The 26,994-nt window shown below is 70.7% G+C and carries 16 protein-coding genes and 1 pseudogene; 11 read left to right on the top strand and 6 right to left on the bottom strand.

Translation table 11 applies throughout. The annotated features are described in order from the left end of the window. Positions 1–199 precede the first annotated feature (199 nt). Positions 200–730: a hypothetical protein gene (locus CRV15_RS29680; protein ID WP_003954601.1), complete on the bottom strand. Its 531-nt coding sequence runs from the start codon at positions 728–730 to the stop codon at positions 200–202. Positions 731–1,011: 281 nt separating this feature from the next. Between CRV15_RS29680 and CRV15_RS29675 the strand changes: the two genes are divergently transcribed. Further along, positions 1,012–1,524 (top strand): hypothetical protein, encoded by a 513-nt coding sequence (locus CRV15_RS29675; RefSeq protein ID WP_003954600.1) that lies wholly within the window; start codon positions 1,012–1,014, stop codon positions 1,522–1,524. Here the strand turns inward: CRV15_RS29675 and CRV15_RS29670 are convergent. Beyond that, positions 1,465–1,869 carry a hypothetical protein gene (locus CRV15_RS29670; RefSeq protein WP_003954599.1) on the bottom strand — a complete coding sequence of 135 codons (405 nt, stop codon included), beginning with the start codon at positions 1,867–1,869 and terminating at the stop codon, positions 1,465–1,467. The genes CRV15_RS29675 and CRV15_RS29670 overlap by 60 nt on opposite strands. A 1,095-nt stretch (positions 1,870–2,964) precedes the next feature. Beyond that, positions 2,965–3,126: a hypothetical protein gene (locus tag CRV15_RS36115; protein ID WP_003954597.1), complete on the bottom strand. Its 162-nt coding sequence runs from the start codon at positions 3,124–3,126 to the stop codon at positions 2,965–2,967. 11 nt (positions 3,127–3,137) lie between these two features. On the opposite strand from CRV15_RS36115, the gene CRV15_RS36380 reads away from it, so the two are divergent. Then, positions 3,138–3,638 carry a hypothetical protein gene (locus CRV15_RS36380; RefSeq protein WP_174391453.1) on the top strand — a complete coding sequence of 167 codons (501 nt, stop codon included), beginning with the start codon at positions 3,138–3,140 and terminating at the stop codon, positions 3,636–3,638. A 228-nt stretch (positions 3,639–3,866) separates the two neighbouring features. Here the strand turns inward: CRV15_RS36380 and CRV15_RS29660 are convergent, their stop codons facing one another. The 3 genes from CRV15_RS29660 to CRV15_RS29640 all read right to left on the bottom strand — a co-directional run bounded on the left by CRV15_RS29660 (position 3,867) and on the right by CRV15_RS29640 (position 7,912). Continuing rightward, on the bottom strand, positions 3,867–4,067 hold the full coding sequence (locus CRV15_RS29660) for a hypothetical protein (RefSeq protein WP_009999042.1): 201 nt from the start codon (positions 4,065–4,067) through the stop codon (positions 3,867–3,869). A gap of 237 nt (positions 4,068–4,304) precedes the next feature. Then, positions 4,305–5,438 (bottom strand): pentapeptide repeat-containing protein, encoded by a 1,134-nt coding sequence (locus CRV15_RS29655; RefSeq protein WP_249042866.1) that lies wholly within the window; start codon positions 5,436–5,438, stop codon positions 4,305–4,307. 1,874 nt (positions 5,439–7,312) lie between these two features. Beyond that, positions 7,313–7,912 (bottom strand): DUF6058 family natural product biosynthesis protein, encoded by a 600-nt coding sequence (locus CRV15_RS29640; RefSeq protein ID WP_029183231.1) that lies wholly within the window; start codon positions 7,910–7,912, stop codon positions 7,313–7,315. 244 nt (positions 7,913–8,156) lie between these two features. Here CRV15_RS29640 and CRV15_RS37980 point away from each other — a divergent pair. The 9 genes and pseudogenes from CRV15_RS37980 (at position 8,157) to CRV15_RS29590 (ending at position 26,986) form a co-directional block, all read left to right on the top strand. Next, a pseudogene (locus tag CRV15_RS37980) lies at positions 8,157–9,223 on the top strand (IS630 family transposase). Between the two features lie 865 nt (positions 9,224–10,088). After that, the gene (locus CRV15_RS29625; RefSeq protein ID WP_157849249.1) at positions 10,089–12,431 is read left to right on the top strand and encodes an amino acid adenylation domain-containing protein; all 2,343 of its coding nucleotides are present in this window, start codon (positions 10,089–10,091) and stop codon (positions 12,429–12,431) included. A gap of 31 nt (positions 12,432–12,462) precedes the next feature. After that, complete coding sequence (locus tag CRV15_RS29620; protein ID WP_009999035.1) at positions 12,463–14,187, top strand: ABC transporter ATP-binding protein; 1,725 nt, start codon at positions 12,463–12,465, stop codon at positions 14,185–14,187. Further along, entirely contained in the window at positions 14,184–15,881 is a 1,698-nt protein-coding gene (locus tag CRV15_RS29615) for an ATP-binding cassette domain-containing protein (protein ID WP_003954584.1), read from the top strand. Before CRV15_RS29620 ends, CRV15_RS29615 begins: the two co-directional genes overlap by 4 nt. An 88-nt stretch (positions 15,882–15,969) precedes the next feature. Then, positions 15,970–17,766, top strand: coding sequence for a non-ribosomal peptide synthetase (locus CRV15_RS29610; RefSeq protein ID WP_003963019.1), 1,797 nt, complete (start codon positions 15,970–15,972; stop codon positions 17,764–17,766). Continuing rightward, a complete protein-coding gene (locus tag CRV15_RS29605) occupies positions 17,763–21,623 on the top strand; it encodes a condensation domain-containing protein (RefSeq protein WP_003963018.1) in 3,861 nt (1,286 codons plus the stop codon). The genes CRV15_RS29610 and CRV15_RS29605 overlap by 4 nt, the downstream gene beginning before the upstream one ends. Positions 21,624–21,636: 13 nt before the next feature. Continuing rightward, on the top strand, positions 21,637–25,524 hold the full coding sequence (locus CRV15_RS29600) for a non-ribosomal peptide synthetase (protein ID WP_003954582.1): 3,888 nt from the start codon (positions 21,637–21,639) through the stop codon (positions 25,522–25,524). Continuing rightward, complete coding sequence (locus CRV15_RS29595; RefSeq protein ID WP_009999033.1) at positions 25,521–25,700, top strand: MbtH family protein; 180 nt, start codon at positions 25,521–25,523, stop codon at positions 25,698–25,700. The genes CRV15_RS29600 and CRV15_RS29595 overlap by 4 nt, the downstream gene beginning before the upstream one ends. Further along, the gene (locus CRV15_RS29590; RefSeq protein ID WP_009999032.1) at positions 25,697–26,986 is read left to right on the top strand and encodes an ATP-grasp domain-containing protein; all 1,290 of its coding nucleotides are present in this window, start codon (positions 25,697–25,699) and stop codon (positions 26,984–26,986) included. The genes CRV15_RS29595 and CRV15_RS29590 overlap by 4 nt, the downstream gene beginning before the upstream one ends. Positions 26,987–26,994: the final 8 nt, after the last annotated feature.

Here is a 26,994-nt window from a genome sequence, read left to right as displayed (position 1 = left end):
GAACAAGAACTCGCTCACCGTCGAGGGGCACATGACCCGACTGTCCCGACGTGGTGGTCGCCGTCAGCGGCGAAGTGCTGGACGAGGCGGTGAAGCTGTCGGGTCGGGTCGTCGCAGGGTCCGAGTCAGTCATGCTCGTCCCCGCCCCGTCCTGGGTGCCATCGACGACACCACTGGCCCCGGTTCTGCGGCGAGAGGGTCAGACCGTGGCGAAGGTCAGGGTGCCGGTCTGCATGAGGCTGGCCAGCCCGGTGGGCCCGGCGCAGTCGAGGAGGTGGAGTGAGGGGTCCAGGATGTAGGCGTCCGGGACGGTGTCGCCGGTGAACCTGCCACTGGTGACATGGGCGACGATGACGCCGCGTTCCACCACGTCGAGCGCGACGGTGCTGGTGTCGTGGGTGCCGTCGCTGAGGTTCCAGGTGAAGTGGAGCGTTCCGCTGCCGGAGCCCGCGAGGCAGCTGAGATTGCCGTCCACAGATCCGGTGTAGGACCCGGACACCACATACGGGGTGCTGCCCGACAGGTCCGCGCAGGTGCCCACATCCCCGGTGACCGTCGCGTGCTGCGGCCGGGGCAGGCCCAGACGCAGCGGGGGGTTGTAGTCGGCCGTCTGCTGCTGGGTGCACACCAGGTCGTCCCCGACCGCGTGGGCCGTACTGGCCGTGATCGGCAGCCCGGCGGCGGTGACCGCAGCGAGGACGGCGGCGAGCAGGACGGTTCTGATCCTCATGGTTCCTCCCGGGAATCGGCCCGGTCACCGACGGCGACCGGGTTCCTGTGGTCAGGGTCAGCCCGCCCGGATACGGGGTCCACCTGGACGGCGCAAATGCCTGATGCCTGCGGGCGCGGCGATCTCAGCGTCGCGGGCACCGCGGGCGGCGGGTCGATGGTCTCCGTGAGGGTGACGGGTGGGCGGGTGCTCTGGTGAGTGGACAAGGCGATGCTCGACGGCGCGACGCCGAAGGATCTGCTTCCCGCCACCCGGAACCACCCGACGGAGACAACCCGGTATTGCTCGGTGGTGCTCACCGACATCCCCAACGCGAGCCGACGCGGAAGCCGACGGGCGCGATCGACCTGGGTGAGGAGAACCTGCCGTTCCACGACCGCCCGGCCGAGGGCATGATCGTCACCACCGAGCAGAGCTGGTCGGCCCAGGGCGTCACGCTCGGCCGCCTCTTGCACAGCCTCGCCCTCGCCGCCGGTGAGAGCACCAAGGTCGCGGTCGTCGACGGGCAGGGCACCACCAGGGCCACCGGCACCGAGGAGACCACCGAGGCCGACACCCTCTCCTCCACCACCGATCAGAACCGCTCGATCAGCGAGGTCGCCAACGCGATCGCCCGCGAGGAGCAGCACGGCGACTCCACGGCTCGGGGCCTATGGTCGGGCCACGGCCCTGTGCGGCCGAAAGGTTCCGTCCCGTCCCATGACCGCGACACGCGAAGCCGAAGGTGCTCCGCATCAGCGCGTGTTCCGTCCTGTCCGTGCTCTGGCCGGCGGGTCATGGGCCGCGGGCTGTGAAGATGTGGGAACTCGTGAACTCCTTGACTCCTTGGTGATCCTCCGGGGCGGCCCGCCCGGTGCGGCCGTGGCCTTCTGCCCGTACTCGAACTGGTTGCCGGCGCCGGTGTTGATCCCGATCCTGAAGTCCGCCGTCTCGTTCTCCAGGTAGGTGTACTGGGCGGACGTCCCGCCGCTGCCGAGGGCGACTGTGTTGGCGAAGTCGCGGCTGGACCGGTCGAGCATGCAGGTGGCCCTGACCGTCCCGGAGTACCGGTGGCCGGTGACCCCGTCCGGTTCCACCACCCCCTTGAAGGAAGCCCTCAGGCCGGTGCTGCTGTGGAACTCCACCTCTACGCCCGACATATAATGACATTTCTCGCAGGACCCGCTGATTCCCCATCCTGTGATCAGCCAGCCGCCCCTGGCCAAGAGCGTTCTGCCTAAAAACCACTCATTCGACCGAACACGACCACGAGGTCGCGTCGTGTCGGCCTGGACGGCCGCGCAGGGCCCGGCACCCACCGGCACCATGGTGTCGCGGCGCGCCTCGCCCGGATGGAACGGCGGGGAGCCCTGTGCCTCTCCCGTTCGGCTGGGTTCCCGATCCGAGTGGGCCATCCAGGGAGAGGCGTCACGATCATGAAGCAGTGATCCGCCCGGAGCATCAGGGAGACGTTGTGCCGGGCCGCGGGATCAGGCGAGTGCTCTCTCTCGACGGCGAGGGCCGCAAGCCGGTCGCGAAGCGGCGCGGGGCCGCAGCCGGCCCGTCGGTCGGGAACATGCCGGCACGGAGAAGGGCCGGCGCCCCGCACCCGCCACCCTGATGCGGGCGCCACGCGAGCACGCCGAACGACCGGCCGCGGCAGCGAACGCGCGACGGGCCGCGACCCGTGGAAGCCACGGCCGCCACGGCCCCGGCAGTGCTCCGCGCCCACGACGTCCGCCCGGACGCCGGGCCGACCCGGCTCTCGTCGGGCAGGCCCGCGGCAGTATCGCGTTCACCACCGCCCGCAGCCGGGCATCAGGGCGCCGAGCACCGTGCCGAGCCGGACCGGCGCGGTTCACCGGCCTCCGGCGGGGTGGAATGTGCGGGCCTCAGCGGATTCGCCGTCCGGCTACCGCCGCGCGTCCGCCGCGCACTTGGAAGCGGCCCGGCCGCTCCGGGCGAACCCAGCCGCCGCCCTGCGTGAGCTGTCCCTCCGCGCGTTCCCCGAGTACGACATCGTTCCGGACGACGTCCCCCGCCCTGATCAGGCGGGCCCGCGCCCGGCACCGCCGCCGGGCCGTGCCGAACGTGCCCGGCGGGCGGGAAGGAGCCGTTCCGGGAGCGTGCCGTGCGTGGTGGCCATGGTGGTCGGTCGATCGGACCGAGGGCGAACACGGTGGCGGAGGTGCCGGATTCGGGACTGGTGGAGCCGGGCGGCGAGAGCGGTGTGGGCTTCGCCGACGGGGACCGGACTACACGGAGATGGTGACGGGGACGGTCTCCCTGGTGGTGGAGGCCACCTTGTAGGTCCACTCGACCGTGCGCATCCCCAGGGGTTCCGTGGAGACCTGCGGCCACAGCGAGTACTTCATGGTGTAGGTGCCCTTGTAGTTGGCGAGGCCGATCCTTGGCACGGTAGCGCAGCGTGAGGATCTGGCAGAACGCCGCGAGCGCGGTGGTGCCGCAGTCGGCCGAGTACGTCCAGGCGTTCGTCTTCGCCGAGTGCGGCCCGTCGGGTGATTCTCATCGCGGGTATGGAGAGCGGGCGTTGGCAGTGGCGGCTCTGTATGGCCCAGTTGAGGAAGGCCCGCAGGCAGTTGCGGTTGTGCTCGCCGTTCTCGGCCCACCAGGCGTCGATGTCGGCCTGGCCGCAGGCGGCGAGGGCGGTGTCCCGCTCGCCGAGCCAGGCGAGGAAGGCGGTCGCGTGCTTGATCTGCTCGGCGGCGAAGCGGCGGATGCTGGGGGTGATGTTGGGGTGTTCGGGCAGGTCGGGCTGTGCCTGCTGGCGGAGGCCGTGCCAGCGCACGGCGGTCCGCTCGGCCGTGATCGCGGTGTGGGAGGAGGCGAGCTGGGCCGCGATGAGGAGGGCGCCGTGCTGGAAGAGGGCCCGGTGGGGGGCGCCGCAGGAGCACGGCGACGCCGATGACGCGCCGCCGTCCGCGCAGCGGGGCGATGATCACGTGTTCTCCGCCGGAAGGGCTTGTGTCCGGTCCGAGGAATTCGGTGAGCGCCTCGAGAGCGGCGAACATGGGGGCGGCGTTGCGCAGTACTTCACGGAGGCTCCGCCGCGGCGGAGTTCGCACCGAGCGCGGGCGCTGGCAGGGAGCGGGGTGGTGCCGGGCGCGTGTCCACGGCGGCGCCGAGCGGGAGTGAGTCAGCCGCCGACCAGAGCGCTGATCAGCGTGCGGGCCTTCGCCTTGGTCAGCCGCTTCGCGGCGGTCGAGCACCGTTGCCGGGGAGTCCGCGGTTCGATGTCGCTGCCCTTGGTCATCTTGGTCATCTTGGTCACCTTGGCGAACTCGGCGTCGAACCGTTCCGTGCCGACCTTCTCCGCGAGCGTGGTCAGGTACTTCACCTGCGCCTCCGTGGCCGGTTCCGTCTTCGCTCTCTCTGCGGGAGCGCGCCGAGGAGCGTAGATTCGCTCGGGGCCGTACGGGCCCAAGGACGTAACCGGCCGGGCAGGGCCGTCTTGTGCTCGGTCAGCCGGAAGCCGGGCCACGGGTTGAAGGCTCTGTGGCGGTGAGAACCGTCGTTCGTCCCTTGAACGAAGGCCGTAATCGAGGTCCGGGCCCTGTCATCCTCCTCATGACCGTCACGCGGGAAAGGGGTCGTCCGGCAGCGGAGGCTCGGCCTGGTCGACCAGGCCGAGGGGGAGATCACCCACTGCCCCCTCGGATGCGATGGCGCCGCCGGTGAACACCGTGCGCGCCAGCTTGACCGTGCCGCCGGAGAACACGGCGTTCCTGAAGTCGATCACGCCGCCCGAGAGTACGGCCTGCGTGAAGTCGACGATGCCGCCTTTGAAGACCGCCTGCCTGAAGTCGGCCCACCCGCCGCTGAGCACCGTGCGCACCAGATCGACCGTGCCGCCGGAGAACACCGCGCCCTTGAAATCGACCACGCCGCGCGAGAGCACTGCCCGCGTGAAATCGACGCCGCCGCCGGAGAACACTGCCCGCGCAAAGGTGACCGTGCCGCCGGAGAACACCGCCCGTCTGAAGTCGACGATGCCGCCGGTGAAGAGCGCATTCTCGAAGCTGACCGTGCCGTCCGGGAACACCGCGCGGCCGAAGTCGACGATGCCGCCGGTGAAGAGCGCATTCTCGAAGCTGACCCTGGCGTCTCGGAACACCGCGCGGCCGAAGTCGACGATGCCGCCGGAGAACACCGCCCGGGTGAAGTCTCCGCCGTCGAAGACGACTCCGGTGAAGTCAAAATCATGGCCCTGCCAGGAGTGGGGGTGGTCGGCGTCCAGCCGCAGGTGGTCACGGATGAGGCGGATGACGGTGTGCCGGACTTCCCGCAGGGACAGGTACGCGTGCCGGGCGTCGGCATCGTCGCCGGGGAGGTGTGCTTCTGTGATGTAGGGGAGCCGCAGGTACGCGCACAGGACATCGACGCAGGTCTGTCGCAGGGCGCGGGTTGGGGCGTCGTCAGCGAGTCCGGCCAGGGCGTGGACACCGCCGAGGCGGACAGCTGCGGAGGGGTCGCCGAGCTGGCCGACGGCCGCGGTGAAGCGCTCGGTGTGCAGGCGGGTGGCTTCCCGCAGGGCTCCGTCCTCGTCGACCCGCTGGCGTCGGTAGGCGACAACGAGGGCGACCAGGGCACCGGCCCCGGCGACCACCCCGAAGGAGAGCTTCACCAGGTCGAAGAAGGTTCTGGAGTCGAGGCGGGGTTCGCGTTTGAGCCCTTGGGCGTCCAGGAGGCCCCAAGCGGTGGCGAACACCGCCGCGGCGATGAGGACGGCTGAGGCGAAGACGAGCGTGAGGACGGCGCCGACGGGCCACAGACGCAGCCCGCGCTGACCCTTCTCACGCAGGGATAAAGGGGTTCTCACATCCCATCAGGACACCCGGGGCCGGTCGGCCGGTTCCGTTCACGGCCCGGCAGCCCGTGCTGGTGGTACTGGGTCGCCCGCCCGCGCCGGATCACCCCGGGGCTGAGGCGGGCTCGCTCTGGCCCGGCCGCAGCCGACCTCGTCGCGCTCACAGCCGCGCTCGGCCCGGCCGACACGGTCACTGAACTGTCCGTCGTCAACCTCGACCGCACCGCCTGCCGGGGAATGCCCTTGCGGTTCACCGCCGGGTGCCCACCGGGGTCGATCCAGGACTCGACCCCGCCGAGCAACGCCTCCTCGCCGACGCGGACCGCAAGATCCGCGCCGCTTGCACCACCGTCCGCCACCACACCGAAACCGAACAGCCCCCGTACACCACCCGGATCACCACCGCCGGGCACACAGTGACCGTCACCAGCCACCAGTCTGTGGTGACCGCCTGGTCTGCCGGCTACTTCGACGCCTGGTGGAACACCATCACCGCCGACGTCGCCGCCGGGTACGGGGAGCCGGTAGTGACGGCGGACGTCGACCCGGCCGAAAGGGCCCAGCTCACCGCGGTCGTCCACGACCAGCCGCACGAGCAGGTCCTGTACGCGGGGTCGGCGCTGGCGCACCGGCGTGAGGTGGACGGCACCGTGATCGCCGCCCAGCCGGGGCAGCACCTCGCCTTCCGCTACGGACCCGCCACCAGGCGCCTGCGGGTCGCCGGGGACCAGGGCACCCCGGTCGCGACCGCCGCGGCCCGTCTGGCCTGTGAACTCCTGCGCGGCTGGCTCTTGGCCGACGGGTGGCAGATCCTGCACGCCTCCGCCGCCGACAGGGACGGGGACACGGTTCTCACGCTCGGGGGAGGAGGGGCGCGGGGAAGAGCATCACCGGTGTTGCTGGTGCGCGGGCTGGTCGCTGCTGGTCAACGACCGCGTCTTCATCCGCCCCGACCCCCAGGACGGCACACCGCGGGTCCCGCCGTGGCCAGCGGCGGCCGCGATCGGCCTCGTCTGCTGGACGCGCTCGGTCTCTCCGACGGAGTTCGCGAGCGGACCCTGTCCGGCCAGCGCCTGCACCCGACCCAGCACGGAGCGCCTCACCACTGCCCTCGCAGAGGGCTCCCGTGCCCCGCTGTTCAGCGAGAAGGGCAGGGAACTCAAGGCCCAGTTCTTCCCCGACCGGCTCGAAACCTGGCTCGGGACGTCCCTGGCCACCGAGGGCCGGGCCGCCCGTGTCCTCTTCCCCCCCCCGCATCAGCCCCGGTGCCGCACCGGCCGTCGTCGGTGACGGCCACGAGCTGACCGCTGCCGACTTCTTCACCGAGGGCACCGAGGACCGCTATCCGGACGTTTTCGGCCTCCTCCCCGCCCCGGACCACGGCACCGCTCACCGTGCCCACCTCGTCCGCCTTGCCCTGGCACGGCATCACCCTCAGCCACGACACCACCGCCAACACCGCCCTTCTCACCGCCCTGACCGTCCTCAAGGCATAACGGTCTGGGACGCTCCATACCCGGAGACCCCCGCAGGGATCATCCGAGCGAGTGATCTCTGTGGGGTTTCCCCGCGGAATCCGGTGGATTCTCCCTGTCTGGCGCGAAGCTCGTCGTCGAGTCCGCCCAACGGGGTGGCGGGCCGTGAACGTGCCCCACCTCGTCACCCTCGTCCGTGCCGGAGCCCGCTTCGAACGTGGCAACCTCGCCGAACATCCCGAAGTCCGCGCGGCATGAGCGATGGCAACCGATCCGCAGAACGCAAGCCATGGCTCCGGGTCACGGGTGCGGGAAGCGGGCGCGCACGGCGTCGATACAGGTGTCCCGGGACGTGGGCCCGTCAAACCGAAGACGGTCGTAGGCGGTGAACGCGGGTTCCAGCGTGTCCAGTTCGTCGACCGACGCGTGCAGCCGCTCCGACCACTGTGCTGAACCGGCATCCGGCTCGTTCGCTGCGGCGCTGATCGCAGTCGTCAGGTAATCCTTGCGCTGAATGGCGGCCGGGGTCACCGAGTGCAGACACACGTACTGTCCACTGAGATACGCATTCCACTCCGCCCTCCCGGTGACCGGGTCGGCCCAGTGAGCGGTGAACCACGCTTCGAGCCGTTCTACGCCGCCAGCCTCGTCGGCAAGAGCGAACAGGTCGGCCGGCACCATCTCCGCACCGTCGGAGCGCAGATACCCCGGAAGCGGCAGACACTGCCCCAGCATCATCTGGCGGACCGCATCGGCATCACGGCCATGGGCTGCGCACAGTTCCTCCAGAACAACGAACTGTGCGCTGACATATGCGTCATCGGCATCGGTCATCGGATGGGCGCCGTTGACCTCGCGGAATCGCTCGACGAGTTGCTGCTTCAGGTCTGTCTCCGACATCGGGTCGCCTCCGGTGCCTACCAACGCGGGCATCTCCCGCACCAGGGCTCCGCACGCTACCGGCCGGACAGTTCGGCACTTACCGAACCATCGACGGAATCACGAAGAACGAGGGCACCCTCACCTCCGCCCACCGATCCCAACCCCTGACCATTACTGGCGGGTTTCGAGTACTAGAGATCTTTAAGGGTTTGGGTTACGTGGGGTCGTGACGGTTGGGGTGGGCCGGCGCTATGCCGTAGGGATGAGGTATCCCGATGGTGGAGGGCTGACGGCTGAGGAGCGGGCTCGGCGCGAGCGGGTCCGGTTGGCGGCTGCTGATCTGATCGAGGCGGGGGTCAGTGACGGGGAGGTGGCCCGGCGATTCAGAGCGACGCGGATGTCGGCGAACCGCTGGCGGCGCGCGTTGGCTGCGGGTGGTCGGCAGACACTGGTCTCCAAAAGGCCAGGCGGTGCCCGCTGCAAGCTTGACGCGGGTTAACTGCGTCTCCTGGGCGGTGCTGGATGCTGGTCCGGCTGCGGAGGGCTGGAGCGACCAGTGCTGGACTCCGGCGAGGATCGCCGAGGTCGTGCGGCGCCGGTTCGGCGTGGCGTACACCCTGGCCGGGCTGGACCTGCTGCTGCACCGCATCGGCTGGAGTGTGCAGGTTCCTTCTCGTAAGGCAACCGAGCGCGACGAGGCGAGGATCGCCGTCTGGAGGGACGAGCAGTGGCCCGTCATAAAAAGACGGCGGCGGACCTGGGCGCCTGGCTCTGCTTCGAGGACGAAGCAGGCCAAGGGCTGAGGCCGCCCAAAGGCCGTACCTGGGGTCGGCGAGGCCGCACACCCGTCGTGCGGGTTACCGCCGCGGGCACCAAACGCGTCTCCGTGGCGGCGCTGATCTGCACCAGACCCGGTCAACGCTCCCGGCTGCTCTACCGCGTCCACCTCGGCCGTGGCCCCGCCAAAAACCGGCGCAAGGGCTTCACCGAGACCGGCTACGCTCGCCTGCTGGATGCCGCGCACCAGCAGCTCGGCGGTCCCATCGTCCTGGTCTGCGACAACTTGAACACGCACGTCAGCCGCACCATGCGGCAGCTGATCGACACCCGGCCATGGTTGACCGTCTACCAGCTGCCGCCCTGCGCTCCCGAGCTCAATCCGTCGAGGGCGTGTGGTCACACCTGAAAAGATCTCTGGCCAACCTCACCAAGCACAGCCTCGATCAGCTCACCACATTGGTGAAGACCCGGCTCAGGCGGCTGCAGTACCGTCCCAGCTTCATCGACGGCCTCATCACCAAAACCGGCCTCAACTTCCGACCACCGTAACCTCGGCCATTGAAGATCTCTAGCGGGTTCCGGGAAATATCCAGTGGCGAAAGTCCGCTCGATCGCACCCGTCGAATATTTCCGTAAATCCGGCGGAGGCAGTGGACTGTGATATGTGGCCGAAATCTATGACTCCGTCGTGAGGCAACGGGAAGGGGCGGTGCCGAGGGGTGGGTGGAAGAGCTATGTGCCTCGGCATCTGCGAAGAGGGCGGAGTGTCGTTCTGCGCAGTTGCGCTGAACCCGTCTGGCGTGGGTCGTCCTCCGGAAGAGGTGGTTATGGTGCGAGTGCCACGCCAGGTACCAGCTCGCTGGGAATAATCCATACTGTCCGATCTTCCGGGGATGGGGGCATGCTTCCGCATTGAGAGGTCACATGGTCGATTGGGTCCGTGCGGACGCATTTCTGATGTCCGGTGACGGGTCGGTCGGCGCGACGTGCTCGTGAAACACATCGATCCTGTGATTCAGATCACCTGGCATCGTGCGGGTGTTGATCGTTTTTCGGCCTAGACTCTCGTTCTGCCTCACAGGAGAAAAGAAAAATCACACGATGATTGTTGAATATCCTCTCTTGGGCGCATGCAAAGGAGTGGATTTCTTCAATGGAAAACCCTGTCGAGACCTGTGAGCCGACATCAATAGTCGGTGATCTCATGCTCCTTCCCGGGGTCGGGGAATCATTCGGATCGGTTGGCCGCCCCTTGCGCGGGGCGCACGTCGGGCCGGTTGCCTCCGGCGTGCCGCCCGTCTCGGCCCCGGTGCCCCCGGTGCTGATCGCCGGCGCGCTCGTGGCCTTGGCGGACTTCTCCGGGAACCGGACCCTCCGAGTCGGTGCGCGGTACGGCGGCTCGGAGTTGCCGGAGATGGGTGGGGCACCCGTCGAACTCTCCGTGGAACTCCGGGAAGAGGAAACCCTGCGGACCCTCACCGCGCGTGTCGCGAACCGGATGCGACCGGGCCCGGAACCGGCACCGAGGGCGCCGGGCGGTACGGAGCGCCTTCCCTGCGCCGTCTCCGTGTACCGCGGCGAGGCCGGTGCGTCCGCGGCGCCCGAGGCCGGGGAGCTCCATCTCGTGTTCGGTCTGACCGGCGGAAGCGGAGAGCTGACGGTCCGCTACGCGGAGCAGATGTACGAGCGGTCGACCGCCGGGCAGCTCGCCGACCACGTTCTCGACGTTCTCGACGCCCTGCTGGCCGAGCCGGACCGGCCGGTCGTGGAAGTGACGAGGCCGTCGTGGGAAGACGCCATCGGACAGTTGCCGGGGCAGGCGTCCGACCCCGGCCCCGGTGACCTCCTCATGCCGGGCGATCTGGTGCGTTCCTGGGCCGTCGCCACCCCCGACGCGGTGGCGCTCCTCGGGGCCGACGGCTCCGCGCTGAGCTACCGGGAGCTGAGCGCCTTGGCCGACTCGCTCGCGGCACGGCTCGAACGTGCCGGGCGGGGCGGCCCGGTCGCCGTGCTCGCCTCCGACAGCGAGGGTGCCGCGCTCGCGATGGTGGCCTGTCAGTTCGCGGACCGCTGCTTCGTGATGCTCGACCCCGACGCGCCGCACAGCCGGAACACCGCGCTGGTGGCGGCCGCGGGCTGCGAGGTCCTGCTCCACGACGGGTCGTCGCGTGCCTACGCGGCCGCCCTCGGGGCCGCCACCGGGCTGTACATGGTCGCCCGGACCGAGGCGGAGGGGACGGAGCCCGCAGCCATCAGGGGGAGCCGCACAGCCGGGACGGACGGCCATACCGCCCCGCCCGCTCCCCGCGCGGCGGACTCGTCGGCCGCGTACATCGCCTTCACCTCGGGAACGACGGGCGCCCCGAAGGGGGTCGTGCAGTCCCGCCGCAGCTTCGCGCAGTTCATCGCCTGGCAGCGGGACCAGCTCGGCCTGGGCCCGGGCTCACGGGTCGCCATGTGGTCCGCTCCGGTCTTCGACGCCTGTTACATGGAGGTCTTCGGCGCCCTTTGCTACGGCGCCACCCTGTGTGTGCCTCCGCCGGGCGAGCGCCGTGACCCGCGGGCCGTCGCCGCCTGGATGGCCGCGTCGGACGTCACCTTCTTCCAGGGGATTCCGAGCTTCATCGAGTACTTGGTCGCGGCGCTGGAGGCCCGAGGGTCCGTTCTGCCCGCTGTGGCGAACGTCATCGTGGCGGGCGAGGTGTTCCCGCCCGCCCTGGTGTCCCGCATGCGGGCCGTGTTCCCGTCCGCCCGCCTGCACAACATGTTCGGGCCGACCGAGTGCGTGCTGGCCACGCGGTACGAGATACCCGTGGGCCATCCCGCGAACCGGCGAGTGCCCGTCGGACACCCGATCACCGGACGGAGAATCCTGCTGATGGACCCGCGGGGGCGCCCGGTACCCCGGGGGGCCGTCGGCGAGATCGGCATCGTCGGCCGCTTCCTCGCCGACGGGTACGTCGGCGACCCGGCGCTGACCGCGGAACGCTTCCGGCCGACACAGGGTGGCGACGACGGTGACAGCACCGGCGGGCGCGGGGCAGACGGCAGCGAGAACGTCTACCACACAGGGGACTTCGGCCGGGTGGGCCCCGACGGCACGCTTCGCTATCTGGGGCGCCGCGACGCACAGATCAAGGTCCGGGGAGTCCGTGTCAATCTCGACGAGATCGAGGCGATTCTCTCGGCCCAGCCGGGGGTGAGCCGGTGCAAGGTGGTCGACGTCCGGGTGGCCGCCGGCCATGTCCAGCTCGTGGCCCTCGTCCAGCCGGACCGGCGACACGGGCCGGATCCCGTGCCGACCGCTGCCGGCCACGCGCTCGCCGCCCCCGCACAGGCGGCGGCCTGGCGCACAGGTATCACCCGGGTGCTCGGCGCGAAGGCCGCGCCGACGCGGTTCATCGTGGTGCGCGAGTTCCCCACGACCGCGACGGGCAAGCCCGACCTGGGGCGGATGCGCCGGATCGACGACGAGTTGCGGACGCCCGACCCTGCTGCCGGGGCCGTGACCCGGGGCGGTCTGCGCGAGCGGATCCGGAGCGCGGCGGCCACGGCCGTCGGCCGCCCCGTGCAGGACGACGAGAACTTGGCAGCGCTCGCCGACAACCCCCTGCTGCTCGCGGTGCGGTTGAAGAAGGCGCTGATGGCGCAGTGTCCGGGCGTGTTCGACGCGGTCGACGTACGGCTGCATCCCACGGTCGCCGCACTGGAAGAGGCCGTGACCTCCCTCGGCGCGCCGCTCCCCGCCGATGTCTGACGAATCACCTCCGCGAAAGAGGCCTCCCCTGATGAAAGACGAGTCCCCCCTGACCGGGGGACGCCTGTTGCTCCAGCAGCTGCGTCCGGTGCGTGCCGCCTCGGTGGTGGCGCTCCTCGCCGCGCTCGCGGGGGTAGCGGCCACACTGGCCGGACCGCTGCTGATCCAGCGCTTCGTCGACCGCGCCGGAGCGGGGGCGGACGAGTCCGCCCTCATGGCAGTGGCGCTCATTTATCTCGCAGTGGCCGCCGCCGGTACCACCGTACGGGTGATATCGGGCTACCTCGCCGCGCGGGCCGGGTGGAGCATCGCAGACGGACTGCGCAGGCGGCTGCTGCGCAATGCCGCGGTCGAGCGTCCTGTGCTGGAGACGGAAGGCCGTCAGACCGGCGCCGTGCTGGAGGAGATCGACGGGAACTCCGACATCGTCGGCACCGCCTTCGCCGAGGCCGGTTTCCGGATGGTCGCCAATGTGGTGACGGCCGTGGGCATCCTCGCCGTCATGGTGGTGGTGGTTCCCGCCGCAGGGACGGGCATCACCCTCCTCACCGCGGTGATGTTCTTCGCCTTCGCGCGGCTCACCCGCCGGGCCACCCGCAGATTCGGGGCGGCCCGGCAGGAGCAGGCCGAGTTCTTCGGCTTCGTCGGAGACGGTCTGGCCGCCCGGGATGATCTGCTGCCGCTCGACCGGGCCGAGTGGGCCACCGATGCGACACGGCTGCGGCTGGACTCGCTCTTCCGTGTGGAGGGCCGTGCCTATATGGCGGGCCGGTCGCTCTGGCCGCTCGCCCAGCTCTTCTTCGCGCTCAGCCTGGGACTCGCCCTGGGCTTCGGGCTGCGGGCGCTGGGGCATGGAGACGTCACCGTCGGGACCCTCACCATGCTCTACCTCTATGTCAACCTTCTCCAGGAGCCCTTGGAGAAGATCTCTTCACAGGCGGAGCAGCTTCAGCGGATGATGGCCGTCCTCACCCTGTCGGCGCGCACACTCGACCGGGAGGGCACCGTCCCTGCCCATGCCGGTGCCCCCGCAGGGGAACCGCCGACCGGCCCGCAGACGGTCTCCTTCGAGAAGGTCACCTTCGGCTACGGGGACGAGCCCGTACTGCGCGACGTCACCTTCAGTGTCCCGGCCGGCGGCAGCCTCGGCATCGTCGGGCCCACCGGCGCGGGAAAGAGCACGGTCGTCAACCTCCTGTGCGGAATCGCCGCACCCGACGAGGGCCGGGTCACCATCGGCGGGGTCGACGCCGCGGCCATCCCCCCGGAACAACTGGCCCACCAGCTCACCGTCCTCAGCCAGCAGGCGCACCTCTTCGCCGACTCGCTGCGGGACAACATCACGCTCCACAAGGAAGGGATCCCCACGGAAAGGATCTGGGAGGTCCTGGAGCGGCTCGGTGCCGCTGACTGGGTCCGTGCGCTGCCAGAAGGCCTGGACACCCGGGTGGGCACGGGTGGGCGGCAACTGTCCGAAGGAGAGGCACAGCTGGTGACCGGTGCCCGTGCCCTGGTTCACCCCGGAGGGGTCCTGGTGATCGACGAGGGAACGTCCCGCCTCGACCCGGAGGCGGAGCGCAGCTGGGCGGCCGTGGTCGGCACACTGATGCGGGACCGCACAGTGATCATGGTGGCGCACCGTACCGAGACCCTGCGCGACGTCGACGGCGTGCTGGTCCTGCGGGACGGCCGGGTGGCCGAGCCGGTTTCAGGCCTTCTGAAGGGCGACCTCGACGGTGCGGGAGCCGCCTCATGAGCCGCATGGACGACGGGCTCGGGCGGGACACGTTCTGGGCCTTCCTCAACCGGGTGAGTGGCAGATTCAGGGGCCTCTATCTCTCCGCCATGGGCATCTGGACGGTGATTCACGGACTTCCCCTGATCATCGGTCTGGTGACGGCCCGCCTCATCGACGGGGCGGACGAGGCCGTGGACAGCACCGTGTGGTGGCTGCTCGGGCTGACGGTCGGCCTGATGGTGCTGCGCGCGGCCGTTCTGATGGGCGGTCTCCGGCTGACCTTCACCCTGATCTTCCGCATCAGTTCCTGGATCAAGGTCCAGGTGCTCGGGCAGGTGTTGCGGACGCCCTCCTGGCGCTCGACCGCACGCGGCGACGGCGACATCCTCAACCGGCTCCGGGAGGACACCGACGAGATCGGCGGGCTGCTGGAGTGGAGCACTGACCTGATCTACCGCTCGGTGCTGCTCGTGGCCGCCATTGCCGTCCTCGTCAGCACTGACCCGGTCATGACCCTGCCGCTGGTCCTGCTGCTCGGTGGCCTGTGGGCGTCGGTCCATCTCAAGCGCCGGGTCGGCGCACTCCGTGAGGACATCCGGGCGCAGCAGGGCGAGATCTCCGCGACCGTTACCGACGTACTCACCGGTATACGCGATGTGCGCCTCTCCGACACCGTCGAAGGACGGCTGCGGGCACTCGACCGGCGATTCGCCGCGCGGCGTGCGACGCAGGTACGCCATCAGATCTACGCCGATCTGACATCGGACCTGTTCCGCATCACGGTCATGGTCGGCACGGCCGCCGTGCTGCTGATCGTCAGCGTGCGTATCGCGAACGGTGAGTTCAGCATCGGCAAGCTGGTGCTATTCCTCACCTACATCGCCTGGCTCGGCGAGCAGATGTTCTTCTTCGGCTACATCCTCGCCCGGGTGCAGAGCGGCAGAGTCTCGTACGGTAGGTTGTCCGGACTGGTCGGTACGGCTGCGGCGGCAGGGATGCCGGCTGCCGCGGCCGAGCCGTTGACCGAGCTGAAGGTCACCGGCCTCACCCGGGCCCCGGGTCCCGGTACCACCGCGTCCCCGCCGGTCTCGTTTACGGTCCGCCCGGGACAGCTCGTCGCCATCACCGGCGAGGTGGGATCGGGGAAGAGTACCCTCGTACGGGGCCTGCTGGGCCTCGGCACCGATGTCCGCGGCAGCGTCCGCTGGAACGGGAGGGAAATCGCGGGCGACGCGGCGTATTTCCGTGCCCCGCGGGTCGGATACGCGCGCCAGTCACCCCGGTTCCTGCGCGGGACGGTGAGCGAGAATCTGGCTCTCGGCTCATCCGATGTGACCACGGAACAGATGGAGAGAGCGCTGGCGGCGGTGCGGCTGGCACCGGGATCGAGCGGGCTCCCGGCGGGACTGGACACCCTGCTGGACTCGGGCGAGGCCCGCCAGATCTCCGGCGGACAGCGTCAGCGCCTCGCCCTCGCGCGGATGCTCTGCCGACCCGCGCAGGTGTACGTGGTCGACGACTGCGACTCGTCCCTCGACGCCCCGACGGCCCGCCTGATCTGGGAGACCCTTCCCGCGCAGTGGCCCGGTGCCTGGATCGTGGTCTCCCACAATCCCGATCTGCTGGCCATGGCCGATGTCGTGGTGACCGTGGTGCGGGAGCCCGAGACGGGCCCGCCGCCCGCGGAGCCCGTCCCGGCGGACGCGTGCTGACACCCGCAGCGCCGCGCGGGGGCCCCGGGCGCCCCGGCACCGTCATGTCATACCACTTCCCGAACCTCGCACTGGAGGGGTACTCATCGTGATCGACTCGCAGACGCGGGATCCCGCGCGGACGGCGGCACATGTGTTCGCGCAGGTGGCCGCCGAAAAGCCGCACCGTCCGGCGGTGCGGTACGGATCGACGGTCCTGACCTACGCCGAACTCGCGGACAGCGCCGGAAGTGTCGCCGCGTGGCTGCGGGAGCGGGGAGTGGGACGCGGCGATGTCGTGGCCACCGTGCTGGACCGATCGCACCGGTGCGCGGTCGCCGTCCTCGCCGCTTGGGCCGTGGGCGCGGCATACGTCCACCTGGAACCGACCGACCCCGACGCCCGGATCGCGGCCCTGCTGGAGAGCGTCGGCCCCCGGGCCGTACTGACCGACGGCGCCCATCAGGGCCGTGTGCCCGAGGGGCCGTATGCGGTCGCCTCGCTGAGCGACGGACACCCGGCCGCTCCGTACCGGGTCGACGACCGCACGCACCACGACGACCTCGCCTACGCGGTGTTCACCTCCGGGTCGACCGGTGTGCCGAAGACGGTCGAGGTCACCCAGCGCGCCTTGCTGAATTTCTGTGCTGGATTCCGGAAGGTGACCGCCGCCGTCGAGCCGCTGGACAGCTTCGGGGTGACGACGACCTTCGCCGCCGACATCGGCAAGGCGTCCGTCTACGGCGCCCTGTTGTCCGGGGCGCGCCTGGACGTCTACGACCGCGCCACCACGCTCGACCCGGAGCTGCTCGCCGCGGAACTGCGCGCCCACCCGGTCTCGGCGCTGACCTGCACCCCCTCACTCCTGGAGGCCCTGGCGAGCGAGGGCCGGATCTCCGGGCTGCTGCCGGGGCGGCTGCTCGTCCTCATCGGGGAGCCGCTGCCGCCCCGGCTGGCCGCCGCCGTCCTCGACGCCTCGCCCGGCATCGAGATCCACAACGGCTACGGGCCGGCCGAGGCGACGATCGCCGCCACCGTGCACCGAGTGGTCGCCGCCGACACCGGCGGCGAGCGCGTACCCGTGGGACACGCCCTGCCGGGCGTCGTGGCCCGAGTGCTGGACGACGCCTGTGTCCCTGTCGCGGACGGTGTGCCCGGTGTGCTCTACCTGGGCGGCGAGTGCCTGGCGCGCGGTTATCGGGGGGACGCCGAAACCACCGCCGCGAAGTTCGTCACCGTGGGTGGCGAGCGCCTCTACCGCACCGACGACCTCGTCGTCCGGGCCGAGGACGGATGCTTTGACTTCCTCGGCCGGGTGGACGGTCAGCTGAAGATCCGGGGCAACCGCGTCGAGCCGGGTGAGGTGGAGACCGCCCTGCTGACCGTGCCCGGGGTGCGGCTCGCCGTCGTCACGGGCGAGCGGTCGGCCGAGGACGCGCCGATGGAGATGGCCGCGTATGTCGTGGGCGGCGCCGAACGGGCCGAGATCGTGGCATGGCTCACCGAGCGGCTGCCGGCGGCGCTGATCCCGAGTCGTATCCACCCCGTTCCCCGGATCCCCGTCAACATGAACGGGAAGGCCGACTTCGCAGCCCTGCGCGCCCTCGCGGCCTCGCAGGTGCCGCAGAAGCCCTCGGCGGAGGGCCCGGTCGGTGCGGTCGAGGAGACCGTGGCGCAGATCTGGCGCGAGGTCCTCGGCCGGGACCACGTCGGCCGGCACGAGCGGTTCGCCGACCTCGGAGGCACCTCCTTCAAGGCACTGGGCGTCTACGGGCGGCTGCGCCGTCACTACCCGGAGTTCGGCATCGCCCAGCTCTATGCCCATCCGACGGTCGCGGAGCTCGCGCGGGCACTCGGCGGACCGGCCGCGTCCGTATCTCCTTCGACCGAGGTGATCGAGCTGTGACCGTACGGGACACGGACGTCGCCGTCATCGGCGTCTCCTTCGAACTGCCCGGCTGTTCCCGCTGGGAGGAGCTGGAACGCGTGCTGAGCGAGGGCCGCGACCGGGTCTCCGCGTACCCGTCGTCCCGGGCGGAGCAACTGGGCCTGGTCCGCGGTGAGCGGGACGCCCGGGGGTGCTGGCAGGAGCGCATCGGCGACTTCGACCACGAGTACTTCGCACTCTCCCGTGCCGAAGCCGGACTCATCGATCCGCGCCAGCGGCGGACGCTGACCCTCGCGGTGGACGCCATTGGCAGGGCCGGCTACGCGCCGAAAGAACTGCGCGGCCGGAACGTCGCGGTCGTCGTCGCCGGCTACTGCGGGATCCTGCCGAGTCTGCTGCACCTACTGACGGACGAGGAGCGGAACACGGGCCGGGCGTTCGCCGGCAGCCTGCCCGCCTACGCGGCGGGCCGCGTCTCCTACCACCTCGACCTGCGCGGTCCCGCGTTCGTCGTCGACACCGCGTGCTCATCGTTCCTGGTCGCGCTGCACGAAGCGCGCTGGAAGCTGGCACGCTCCGAGAGTGAACTGGCGCTCGTCGGCGGGTACGCCGCCATGCTGGGGGACATCCCGGCCGCACCGGTCGCGGGTGAGGGCCTGGGCGTCAACTCGCCCAGCGGGCGCTGCCTCTCGTTCGACGCGGACGCCGACGGCACGGTCATCGGCGAGGGCGGCGGATTTGTTCTGCTCAAGCGGCTCGACGCGGCGCTGCGCGACGGGGACACCATCCATGCGGTGATCCGGGGCAGCGCGCTCAACCAGGACGCGGGCAGGAGCAACGGCCTCACCGCGCCCAGCCCGCCGGCCCAGGCGGATGTGATCAGGGCCGCGCTGAGGGACGCGGATGTCGACCCGGCGACCGTCGGATACGTGGAGGCCCACGGGACGGGTACCCGGGTGGGCGACCCGATCGAGATGCAGGCACTGGCCGAGACGTACGGGAGTCTCCCGGCCGGCGGCGGCAGCAGGCCTGTCTCCTCGGTCAAGGCCAACTTCGGTCATCTGGACGCCATGGCAGGATTCGCCGGACTCATCCGAGTCATCGCGCAGTTCCGGGCCGGGCACGTCTTCCCCACCGCCAACTTCACCCGCCTCAACCCGCTGATCGATCTGGCCGGTGTGCCCTTGCACGTCGCCGCCGCGGCCGAGGAGTGGTCCGGTGCGCACGGTCCCCGCCGGGCCGGGATCAGCTCCTTCGGGCTCAGCGGGACCAACGCCCACGTGATCGTCGAGGAGGGGCCGCCTCAGGCACCCCCCGTGGACGCCACCGGCCGGGGACGGCTCGTGGTGGCATCGGCACCCGACCGCGCCGGGCTGCGGGAGCTGACCGGGGAGCTGCTCACCGCCGTCACCTCCGGGGCGGTCGGCCTCGACGCGATCGCGGACGTGCTGGCTGTGGGGCGTGAACCGTTCGCGCACCGCGCCGCCTGGATCGCCCGTGACTCCGCGGACCTCGCCGTACAGTTGCGCACCGCGCTCGCCGAGGACGCCGACCGAGCCCTGCCGCCCACTCCGCTGCTCGTCGCCTTGGGCGAGTCGCCCGTGACGGACGCCGAGCTGGACCGGCTCGCCGCGGCGCACACCGTCGTCGCGGATCTGGTGGAACGGGCTCAGGCGCTGACCCCCCGCCGTCTGTGGTCCGCCGGGCAGCGTGCCCTCGTGGCACTCGCAGGCCGTCACGCCGTCCTCGACGCCTTCGGCGTGAGTGGCGATCCGGTGCTGGCCCATGGAGCGGGGGCGGTTGCCCACCGGCTCGGTGCCGGGCTGATTGGCCTGGCGGAAGCCATGGCCGCAGACGGGGCCGCGGACGGACCACCGGACCGTGCCCGCCTGCTGGTGGCCCTCGACCGGTTCGGCCCGCGGACGACACTCGTCGATCTCGGCCCGGGCGGGGAACTCTCCCAGGAACTGCGCGCGGTGATACCGGAATCGAGGGTGGTGACGGTCCGCGACTCGGCCGACGAGTTGCTGCGGCTGCTCCATCTCCAGGGACGCTCCCCCGACTGGGGGAGGGGCCTCGGCCCTGTCGCCCGGCGGGCCGGGGTGCCCGTCGCGCCGCTGCGCGAGCAGCCGTGCTGGCCGCGGCTGCGTGCCCGCGTCCCCGAGACCGCGCCGGTGGCGGCAGAGTCCGCTGAACCGGTGGGCGAAGTGCTGGACGACACGCCGCTGACCATTGAGGAAACGATTCTGGAGATAACTCGGGAACTGCTCGGCGAGCCGGTGACGCTGGACGACGACTTCCTGGAGAGCGGCGGGGACTCGCTGAGCGGAGCCCTTCTCGTGGCACGTGTCAACAAGCGCTTCGGCACCGCACTCGAAGTCCTGGACCTGTACGACCTCCACGGCCTCGCGGCCCTCGCCGAGCGGATCGGCGAGGCCCTGGGGACGACCCCATCGGACATTGCCCGGAACAGCGCCGCCCAAGGTGCCCCGAACGGCCCGGAAGCCGCCTCCCCGCCGTCCGGCCAGGAAGCGGGACTCTCCGGGCAGCAGGCCGCGATCTGGACCGCGGTGGCCCTCGACCCGGAGTCGGACTCCTACAGCGTTCCGGCCGCGTTCCTGCTCCGCGGTGAGGCCGACGAGGAGTGGCTGGACACCGCCCTCAGCGGGCTGGTGGCCCGGCACGGCATGCTCCGTGCTGTGCTGAGGGACACCGACGACGGACCTCGGCAGTACGTCACCGCGCCGACCGCCCACCCGCGACCGCTCCGGCGCCGGGAACTGGACCTCACGGAGGTGACGGCCGCCCGGGGACGGGATCTGCTCAGCACCCGGCTCAGGGAGCTGATCGCCGAGCCCTTCCGCCTGTACGACGAGCCCCCGTACCGCTTCCACCTGGTCCGGGTCCGCTTCCGGGACAGCGAGCAGCGAGTGCTGCTCCTCAACTTCCACCATCTGTTCTTCGACGGCTGGTCCTGGGGGCTGGCACTGGCCCAGTTGTGCGGTGCGGAAGCGCCGTCCGCCGTCCCCGGAGCCGACTATCTCGACCATGTCCGGGCGCAGTCGGCCCTGCTGGACGGTGAGCGGGGCGAGGAACTGCGCCGATTCTGGGCGGGCTATCTGGACGGAGCCGTCCCCGGCAGCCTGCCGGGCGCCGACGGTACCGCCCGGGGCGACGACCCGGGCGGTGCGGACGTGACCCTGGCGATCGGCGACGACCTGGCCGTCCGGCTCAGGGAGACGGTCGCGGCGGACCGCTCCTCGCTCAATATGCTCTTCACCGCGGCCTGGGCGGCGCTGCTGTGGCAGATCAGCGGTGACACGGATCTGTGCGTGGCGATGCCCGTCGCCAACCGCGGGCCGGGCGAGGAGCAGGTCATAGGCTGCTACGCGAACACCGTCCTGGTGCGGATACGCGTCGACCCCCGTGAGACCTTCGGCGACCTCCTCGCCCAGGCCCGCGAGAGTTCACTCCGGGCCATCGCGCACGGCGACTTCCCGGCCGACCGGATCCTGAGCACGGCTCGACACCCCTCGGGCCGCCCTCTCGCGGCCACCATGCTGGGTTTCCAACTGCCTCAGGTACCCCGCCGACTGGGTGGGACAGGGGCGCTGCTCGACCCCCTCGACGTGCGGCAGTCCGGCGCACAGTTCCCGCTCGAACTCACGGTGCTGGACGGGGGCCGGGACCTGGCGCTCGTCCTCAAGTACGCCACCGGGCGGTTCGACCCGGGAACGGCATCGGCCCTGCTCGATCGGTTCGCCGGGGTGCTCGGCCGGATCGCCGGCGAGGGTGTGGCCCTGCGCCTGGACGCGCTCGCGGACGACTGGCCCGCGCCCCGCTCCGTACCGGACCTCCCGGACTTCGACTTCTAGATCGTGAGAGGCAATGGACACCACAAGCAGTGAATACGCCGGTCGCGGCTTCTGGGAGGCACGCGCGGGACTCCTGGCGCAAGCCCTGGAGAGCACGCGCGGTGCCCTGCCCTTCGGCGCCGCACGCGAGCCGCACCGCGTCCGCCGGGCCGTCCCGGGGCCGACGGTGGCGCAGCTGGCGAAGGTGACGGGCGAGGAGCCCGTGCTGATGTGGACCGCGGTCGCCGCTGCCACGGCGCTCGTGCTCCGCCGGCTGGGCGCCGGCGACCTGTGCGCACTCCAGACGGCGGCGCCCCTGCCCGGCGGCCTGCCCGTGGTCGCGCGAACCGGGGCCGGTCACACGTTCCGGGAACTGCTCGGGCAGCTCAGAGGTGCCGTGGGCGAGGCCTGTGCCCATGTCGGCTCCCTCGACGCGGTGCCGGCGGACCTCCGCGCCGATCCCGCTCTCGTACGGATCGGGCACACGGGCGACAGCGGCCCTGAGAGGCCCGGCCTGTCCGTGACGATCGGCGAGGGATGGATCGAGGCGAGCGGGGACACGGTCGGCGCGGGCCTGCTGGAAGTGATCGCCGATAGTGTCGTCGAGGTACTCGGCCGGGGCCTTCGGGATCCTCAGCGGAGGATCACCGACATCGGGATCCTGGACGAACGGGCCCGGGAAACCGTGCTGACCACGTTCAACGAGACCAGGGACATCCGCGGCGGGACGCCCTTCCGGGAACTTCTGCTGCGCGCGGCTGCGGCCCGCCCGGGTGACGTGGCCGTGCACGACGCGGCCGAGGAGATCACCTACGCGGAACTGGTGCGCTGCGCCACGGCGATCGGTGCCCGGCTGCGCGGGCTGGGCGCGGGGCCCGACACCGTGGTGGCCCTGTCTGCACCCCGCGACGCCCGGTTCGTCGTGGCGGCCGTCGGCGTCCTGTTCTCGGGGGCGGCCTACCTCCCGGTGGAGCGCTCTCTCCCGGCGGACCGCCGTGCGCGGATGCTGGAGGGCGCGTTCGCCGTGATCTCCACGGACGGCTCCCGGCTGCCCGAGGACACGGGCCCCGCGTACCGGCTGGATCTCGACGAGCTGATCGGTGCGGCGCGGAGCAGCACCGTGCTCCCCACGGAGAGGAACGTCGCGGAGCTGCTGGGGCCCGCTCCCGATCCGCACGACCTGGCCTATGTGATCTTCACATCGGGCTCCACCGGCGCCCCCAAGGGGGCCGCCCTGGAGCACCACTCCTTCCTCAACTTCCTGCGGGTACGGGCTGTGGACTGCGCCCTGGAGCCGGGCGAGGAGCTACCGCAAACGGCTCCGGTCAGTTTCGACATCTCGGTGTGGCAGATGTTCGCTCCGCTGGCCGCCGGAGCTTGCGTCTGCGTGGTCGACGAGGACACGGTCCGGGACCCGGCGGCGGTGTCCCGGCTCATCGTCGACCACGGCCACCGGTACATCGAACTGGTGCCCAGCTTCATCGCGGTACTGCTCGACCAGTGGACCGTGGACCCGGAGTTGGGGAAGGCGGTCCGCGGCACCCTGCGCGGCCTGATCTCCACCGGGGAAGTCCTGGGCGTCGACCTCGCACGGCGCTGGAACGAGACCGTGCCCGAGGTGGAGCTCTTCAATGCGTACGGCCCGGCGGAGTGCACCGACGACGTGGTCCAAGGGTCGGTGATCACCGATCCGGGGACCCTGTACGCGCCGATCGGACGGCCCCTGCCGAACGCCCGGATCTACATCCTCGACGTCGATCTCCAGCCTCTCCCGCCCGGAGTTGTCGGAGAGATCTTCATCGGCGGCGCCAATGTCGGTCGTGGCTACTTCCGCGAACCGGCACTCACCGCTTCGGTGTTCCTGCCCGACCCGTACGCCGTCCGTCCCGGACAGCGCATGTACCGCACAGGAGACCTCGGCCGCTGGCGCCCCGACGGAGTGCTGGAGTGCTTGGGCCGGGCCGACACCCAGGTCAAACTGCGGGGCAGGCGCGTGGAGCTGGGTGAGATCTCGCACGCCCTGGAGGCACACCCCGAGGTCTCGATGGCCGCCGTCGAACTGATCAGGGACGGCGGTGTGGAACGGCTGGTGGCCTTCGCCGCCGGCACCGCCGACGACAGGCCCGATGGCGACGCGCTCGTCGCTCACCTCGCCGCGAGCCTCCCCTCGTACATGGTCCCTCACCGCGTCCTCGTCCTGGACGAACTGCCCTCGAACCAGAACGGCAAGGTGGACCACCGGGCGCTGAGCGCGCTGGCCGCGGCTCACGACACCCGCGACGAGCCGTACCTCGCCCCCCGCGACGAGCTGGAACGGGAGCTCTGCGCGACCTGGGAAGAACTGCTCGGCGTGGCCGAGGTCGGTGTCCGGGACGACTTCTATGCCCTCGGCGGCGACTCGATCATGGGCATCAGGGTCGTTCAGGAGGCCAAACGCCGAGGCATCACCCTGCGGCCGAGGCTTGTCCTGGAGTTGCGCACGGTCGAGGCGGTGGCCGCCGCCGTCCGGGTCGCGCGCGCCGCGGACGAGACCCGGACCGCCGTACCCGGCCCACCCGCCGCCGTACCCGGTGGCACCGGCCGCCGGGCCCGGGAGCCGTACCCCCTGACCGCGGCTCAGGCCGACTTCTTCCGGCGAGAGGTGCCACAACCCGACTATTGGAACAGTTCCGTTCTGTTCACCCTGCCGGTGCCGGTACCGACCGCCGACATCGAACGGAGCGTCAGGCACCTGGCGCGGCGCCACCAGGTCCTCTCGGCCCGCTTCGAGCGCACGGCCGGGGGGATCGGACAGCGGTGGGTGGACGAGCCCCCTCCGGTCACCGTCTTCGAGCTGACCGGGCTCGCCGGGCAGGAAGCGGACCGGGAGACCCACCGCCTCGCCACCCGGCTGCACACCTCACTGGACCTGTCCCGCGGGCCGGTGTGCCGGGTGGGCGTCTTCCGCCGGGACGACGGCCTCGACCAGCTGGTGGTCGTCGCCCACCACGCCCTGCTGGACCAGTACTCCTGGGACGTGCTGGCCGAGGACCTGTCCGCCCTGCTGGCGGACGGGGGACACGACAGGCTGCCCCCCGCGGGAACGTCCTTCTTCGACTGGGCCCGCCGACTCGCCGACGAGGTCCGCCGCGACCCCGGGCGCTGGAACGCCGGCCACTGGCTGGAGGACACTTGGACGACGGATGTCACGCTGTGCTCCGGCGACCTCGGGACACAGGGTGATCTCCGGGTGATCACCACTCGGATGAACGCGGAGTGGACCAGCCGCTTCCTCGACCCGCGCGCACACCGGATCCCGGTTCACGACCGCCTCGTCGCCGCCCTGGGCCACGCGGTTCAGGCATGGCTCGGCCGCCCCGGGGGCCGACTGCTGCTCCAACTCGGCGGCCACGGCCGGGAGGACCTCTTCACCGACCTGGACATCACCGGCACTGTCGGCTACTTCAGTACCGCCTATCCCGTCCAGCTCTCCCTGCCGGGCACGCGGGACTGCACGGCGTACGCGGAACTGGTGACCGAACACCTCTCCCGGATACCCGACAAGGGAATGGCATTTGGATTGCTGCGGCATGGGCATCCCGACGCCGAAATACGTCGTAGGCTGGATTCCCTGCCCGCTCCTCAGGTAGTCTTTGACTTCCTCGGCGAAACGCGATTCGTGAATGTCGGGGACTCGCTCGGTCAATTGGGATTTCTCCGCGCACCGACGAGTCTGAACTCGGGGGAGGCGCGCCCCGCCGACCTGCCCCGCGAGGCTCCGCTCGATGTCCGGGTCAGTGTCGATGACGGGCAGCTCACCACGGTCTTCCTGTTCAGCCGGACAGCCTTGGACGAATCCGGGGTCCAGGGTCTGGCGGGCCACTGGGAATCCGCCCTGCGATCCGGTCATGGGGAAAAGGAAACGGAAAACACGGATCGATGACGCATGTAATCGTGGTTAATTCTGAGGAGCAGTACTCGGTATGGCCCAAGGCAAAGGAACTCCCCGCAGGGTGGATTCCGACTGAATATTCCGGAACCAGACAGGAGTGTCTCGACCGTATAGCCGTCGTCTGGACGGACCTGCGGCCGCGGACACCGGACGGGGGCGGCACATGAGCACTGAACGCAAACCGGTACTGATCGTGGTGTACGACGACGGGGCGCCACCGTCGGAGGTGGCGGTACCGCTCGCGGACTGGGCGGACTGCGTCTTCGTGGTCCCGTCCAACGACTACACCCGGAAGGTCGCCCCCCTGCTCGCCGCGTTCGGGGAGGTCGTGGTCATCGACACGGTCGAGGCCACGGCGGAGCGCCTGCGTGAGCGCTCCCCGGAAGGCATCATCACCTACTGCGAGCCGCTGCAACGCCTGACCGCGCACCTGGCCGAACTACTGGGGCTTCCCTACCACACCCGCGCGACCGCCGAGGTGCTGACCGACAAGTGGCAGCAGCGTGCGGCGCTGCGCGCCGGCGGCGTCGACTCCGTGCGCACGGCGCTCGTCCACTCCGAGGCCGACTGGGCACCGGCTGTGGCACAGGTGGGCCTGCCTGCGGTGCTCAAACCGGTCCACGGCGTCGCCAGCGGCAACACCTTCCTCGTGGAGGAGGCCGAGGCGGGCCTCGCGCACCTGCGTGAACTGCTGGCGCTGGACCAGCCGGGACTCGTCGCGGGCGGCGGGCTGGTGCTGGAGGAATATCTGCAGGGCCGGCCCTGCGCCCCGTACGGCGACTACGTCTCTGTCGAGATCGCGGTGTACGAGGGGGAGCTGTACGACCTGGGAGTGACCGGGAAGCTGCCGCTGGCTCCCCCCTTCCGGGAGACCGGCAGGTTCTGGCCCTCGCACCTGGGGGACTCCGCGGACGAGGAGCTGTTCGCACTGGCCAGGAGCGCGGTCCGGGCTCTCGGCGTGCGGTACGGCCTCACCCACACCGAGATCAAGCTCACCGCCCAGGGCCCGAGGCTGATCGAGGTCAACGGCCGCCTCGGCGGCGGCATTCAGGATCTGGCACTCAGCTCGATGGGCCTCGACCTGGTCGCACTCGGTGCCCGCATCGCCCTGGGCACCTTCGAGCCGCCCCGGCTCACACGTGTCGCGGGGGTGCATTACCAGATCCGCCCGCCCGCGCCGCAGGAACCCTGCGAGGTCGTTGCCATCGAGGGCGCCGACGCCGTCCGCGCCCTGCCCGACGTGGACACCTGCCGCTTCTTCGTCAAGCCGGGGCAGGCCCTGGACGGCGGCGTCGCCACCCGTGAACTCGCTCGGGTCTACGGGATCGCCGCCGACCACGACGCGCTGATCGCGCTCGTCGGGAAGGTCGGCTCACTGCTCAGCCTGAGGTTCGCCTTCACGGGGGAGCCGGAACCCCGGTCGGTCAGCGCGGCGGAGCTGTCCACGCTCTAGTCCGCGAG

The sequence above is a fragment of the Streptomyces clavuligerus genome (genome assembly GCF_005519465.1).
In the GTDB taxonomy this organism is placed as follows: Bacteria; Actinomycetota; Actinomycetes; order Streptomycetales; family Streptomycetaceae; genus Streptomyces; species Streptomyces clavuligerus.
The sequence above is the reverse complement of the archived record's forward strand: the minus strand, read 5'-3'. Positions and strand labels throughout refer to the sequence as shown.

Excerpts from the sequence above, each read along its gene's own strand:
- CRV15_RS29625 (WP_157849249.1), top strand. The coding sequence starts at position 10,089 with ATGGGTGGGGCACCCGTCGAACTCTCCGTGGAACTCCGGGAAGAGGAA.
- CRV15_RS29595 (WP_009999033.1), top strand. The coding sequence starts at position 25,521 with ATGACGCATGTAATCGTGGTTAATTCTGAGGAGCAGTACTCGGTATGG.
- CRV15_RS29640 (WP_029183231.1), bottom strand. The coding sequence starts at position 7,912 with ATGTCGGAGACAGACCTGAAGCAGCAACTCGTCGAGCGATTCCGCGAG.
- CRV15_RS29590 (WP_009999032.1), top strand. The coding sequence starts at position 25,697 with ATGAGCACTGAACGCAAACCGGTACTGATCGTGGTGTACGACGACGGG.
- CRV15_RS29620 (WP_009999035.1), top strand. The coding sequence starts at position 12,463 with ATGAAAGACGAGTCCCCCCTGACCGGGGGACGCCTGTTGCTCCAGCAG.
- CRV15_RS29680 (WP_003954601.1), bottom strand. The coding sequence starts at position 730 with ATGAGGATCAGAACCGTCCTGCTCGCCGCCGTCCTCGCTGCGGTCACC.
- CRV15_RS29600 (WP_003954582.1), top strand. The coding sequence starts at position 21,637 with ATGGACACCACAAGCAGTGAATACGCCGGTCGCGGCTTCTGGGAGGCA.
- CRV15_RS29670 (WP_003954599.1), bottom strand. The coding sequence starts at position 1,869 with ATGTCGGGCGTAGAGGTGGAGTTCCACAGCAGCACCGGCCTGAGGGCT.
- CRV15_RS29615 (WP_003954584.1), top strand. The coding sequence starts at position 14,184 with ATGAGCCGCATGGACGACGGGCTCGGGCGGGACACGTTCTGGGCCTTC.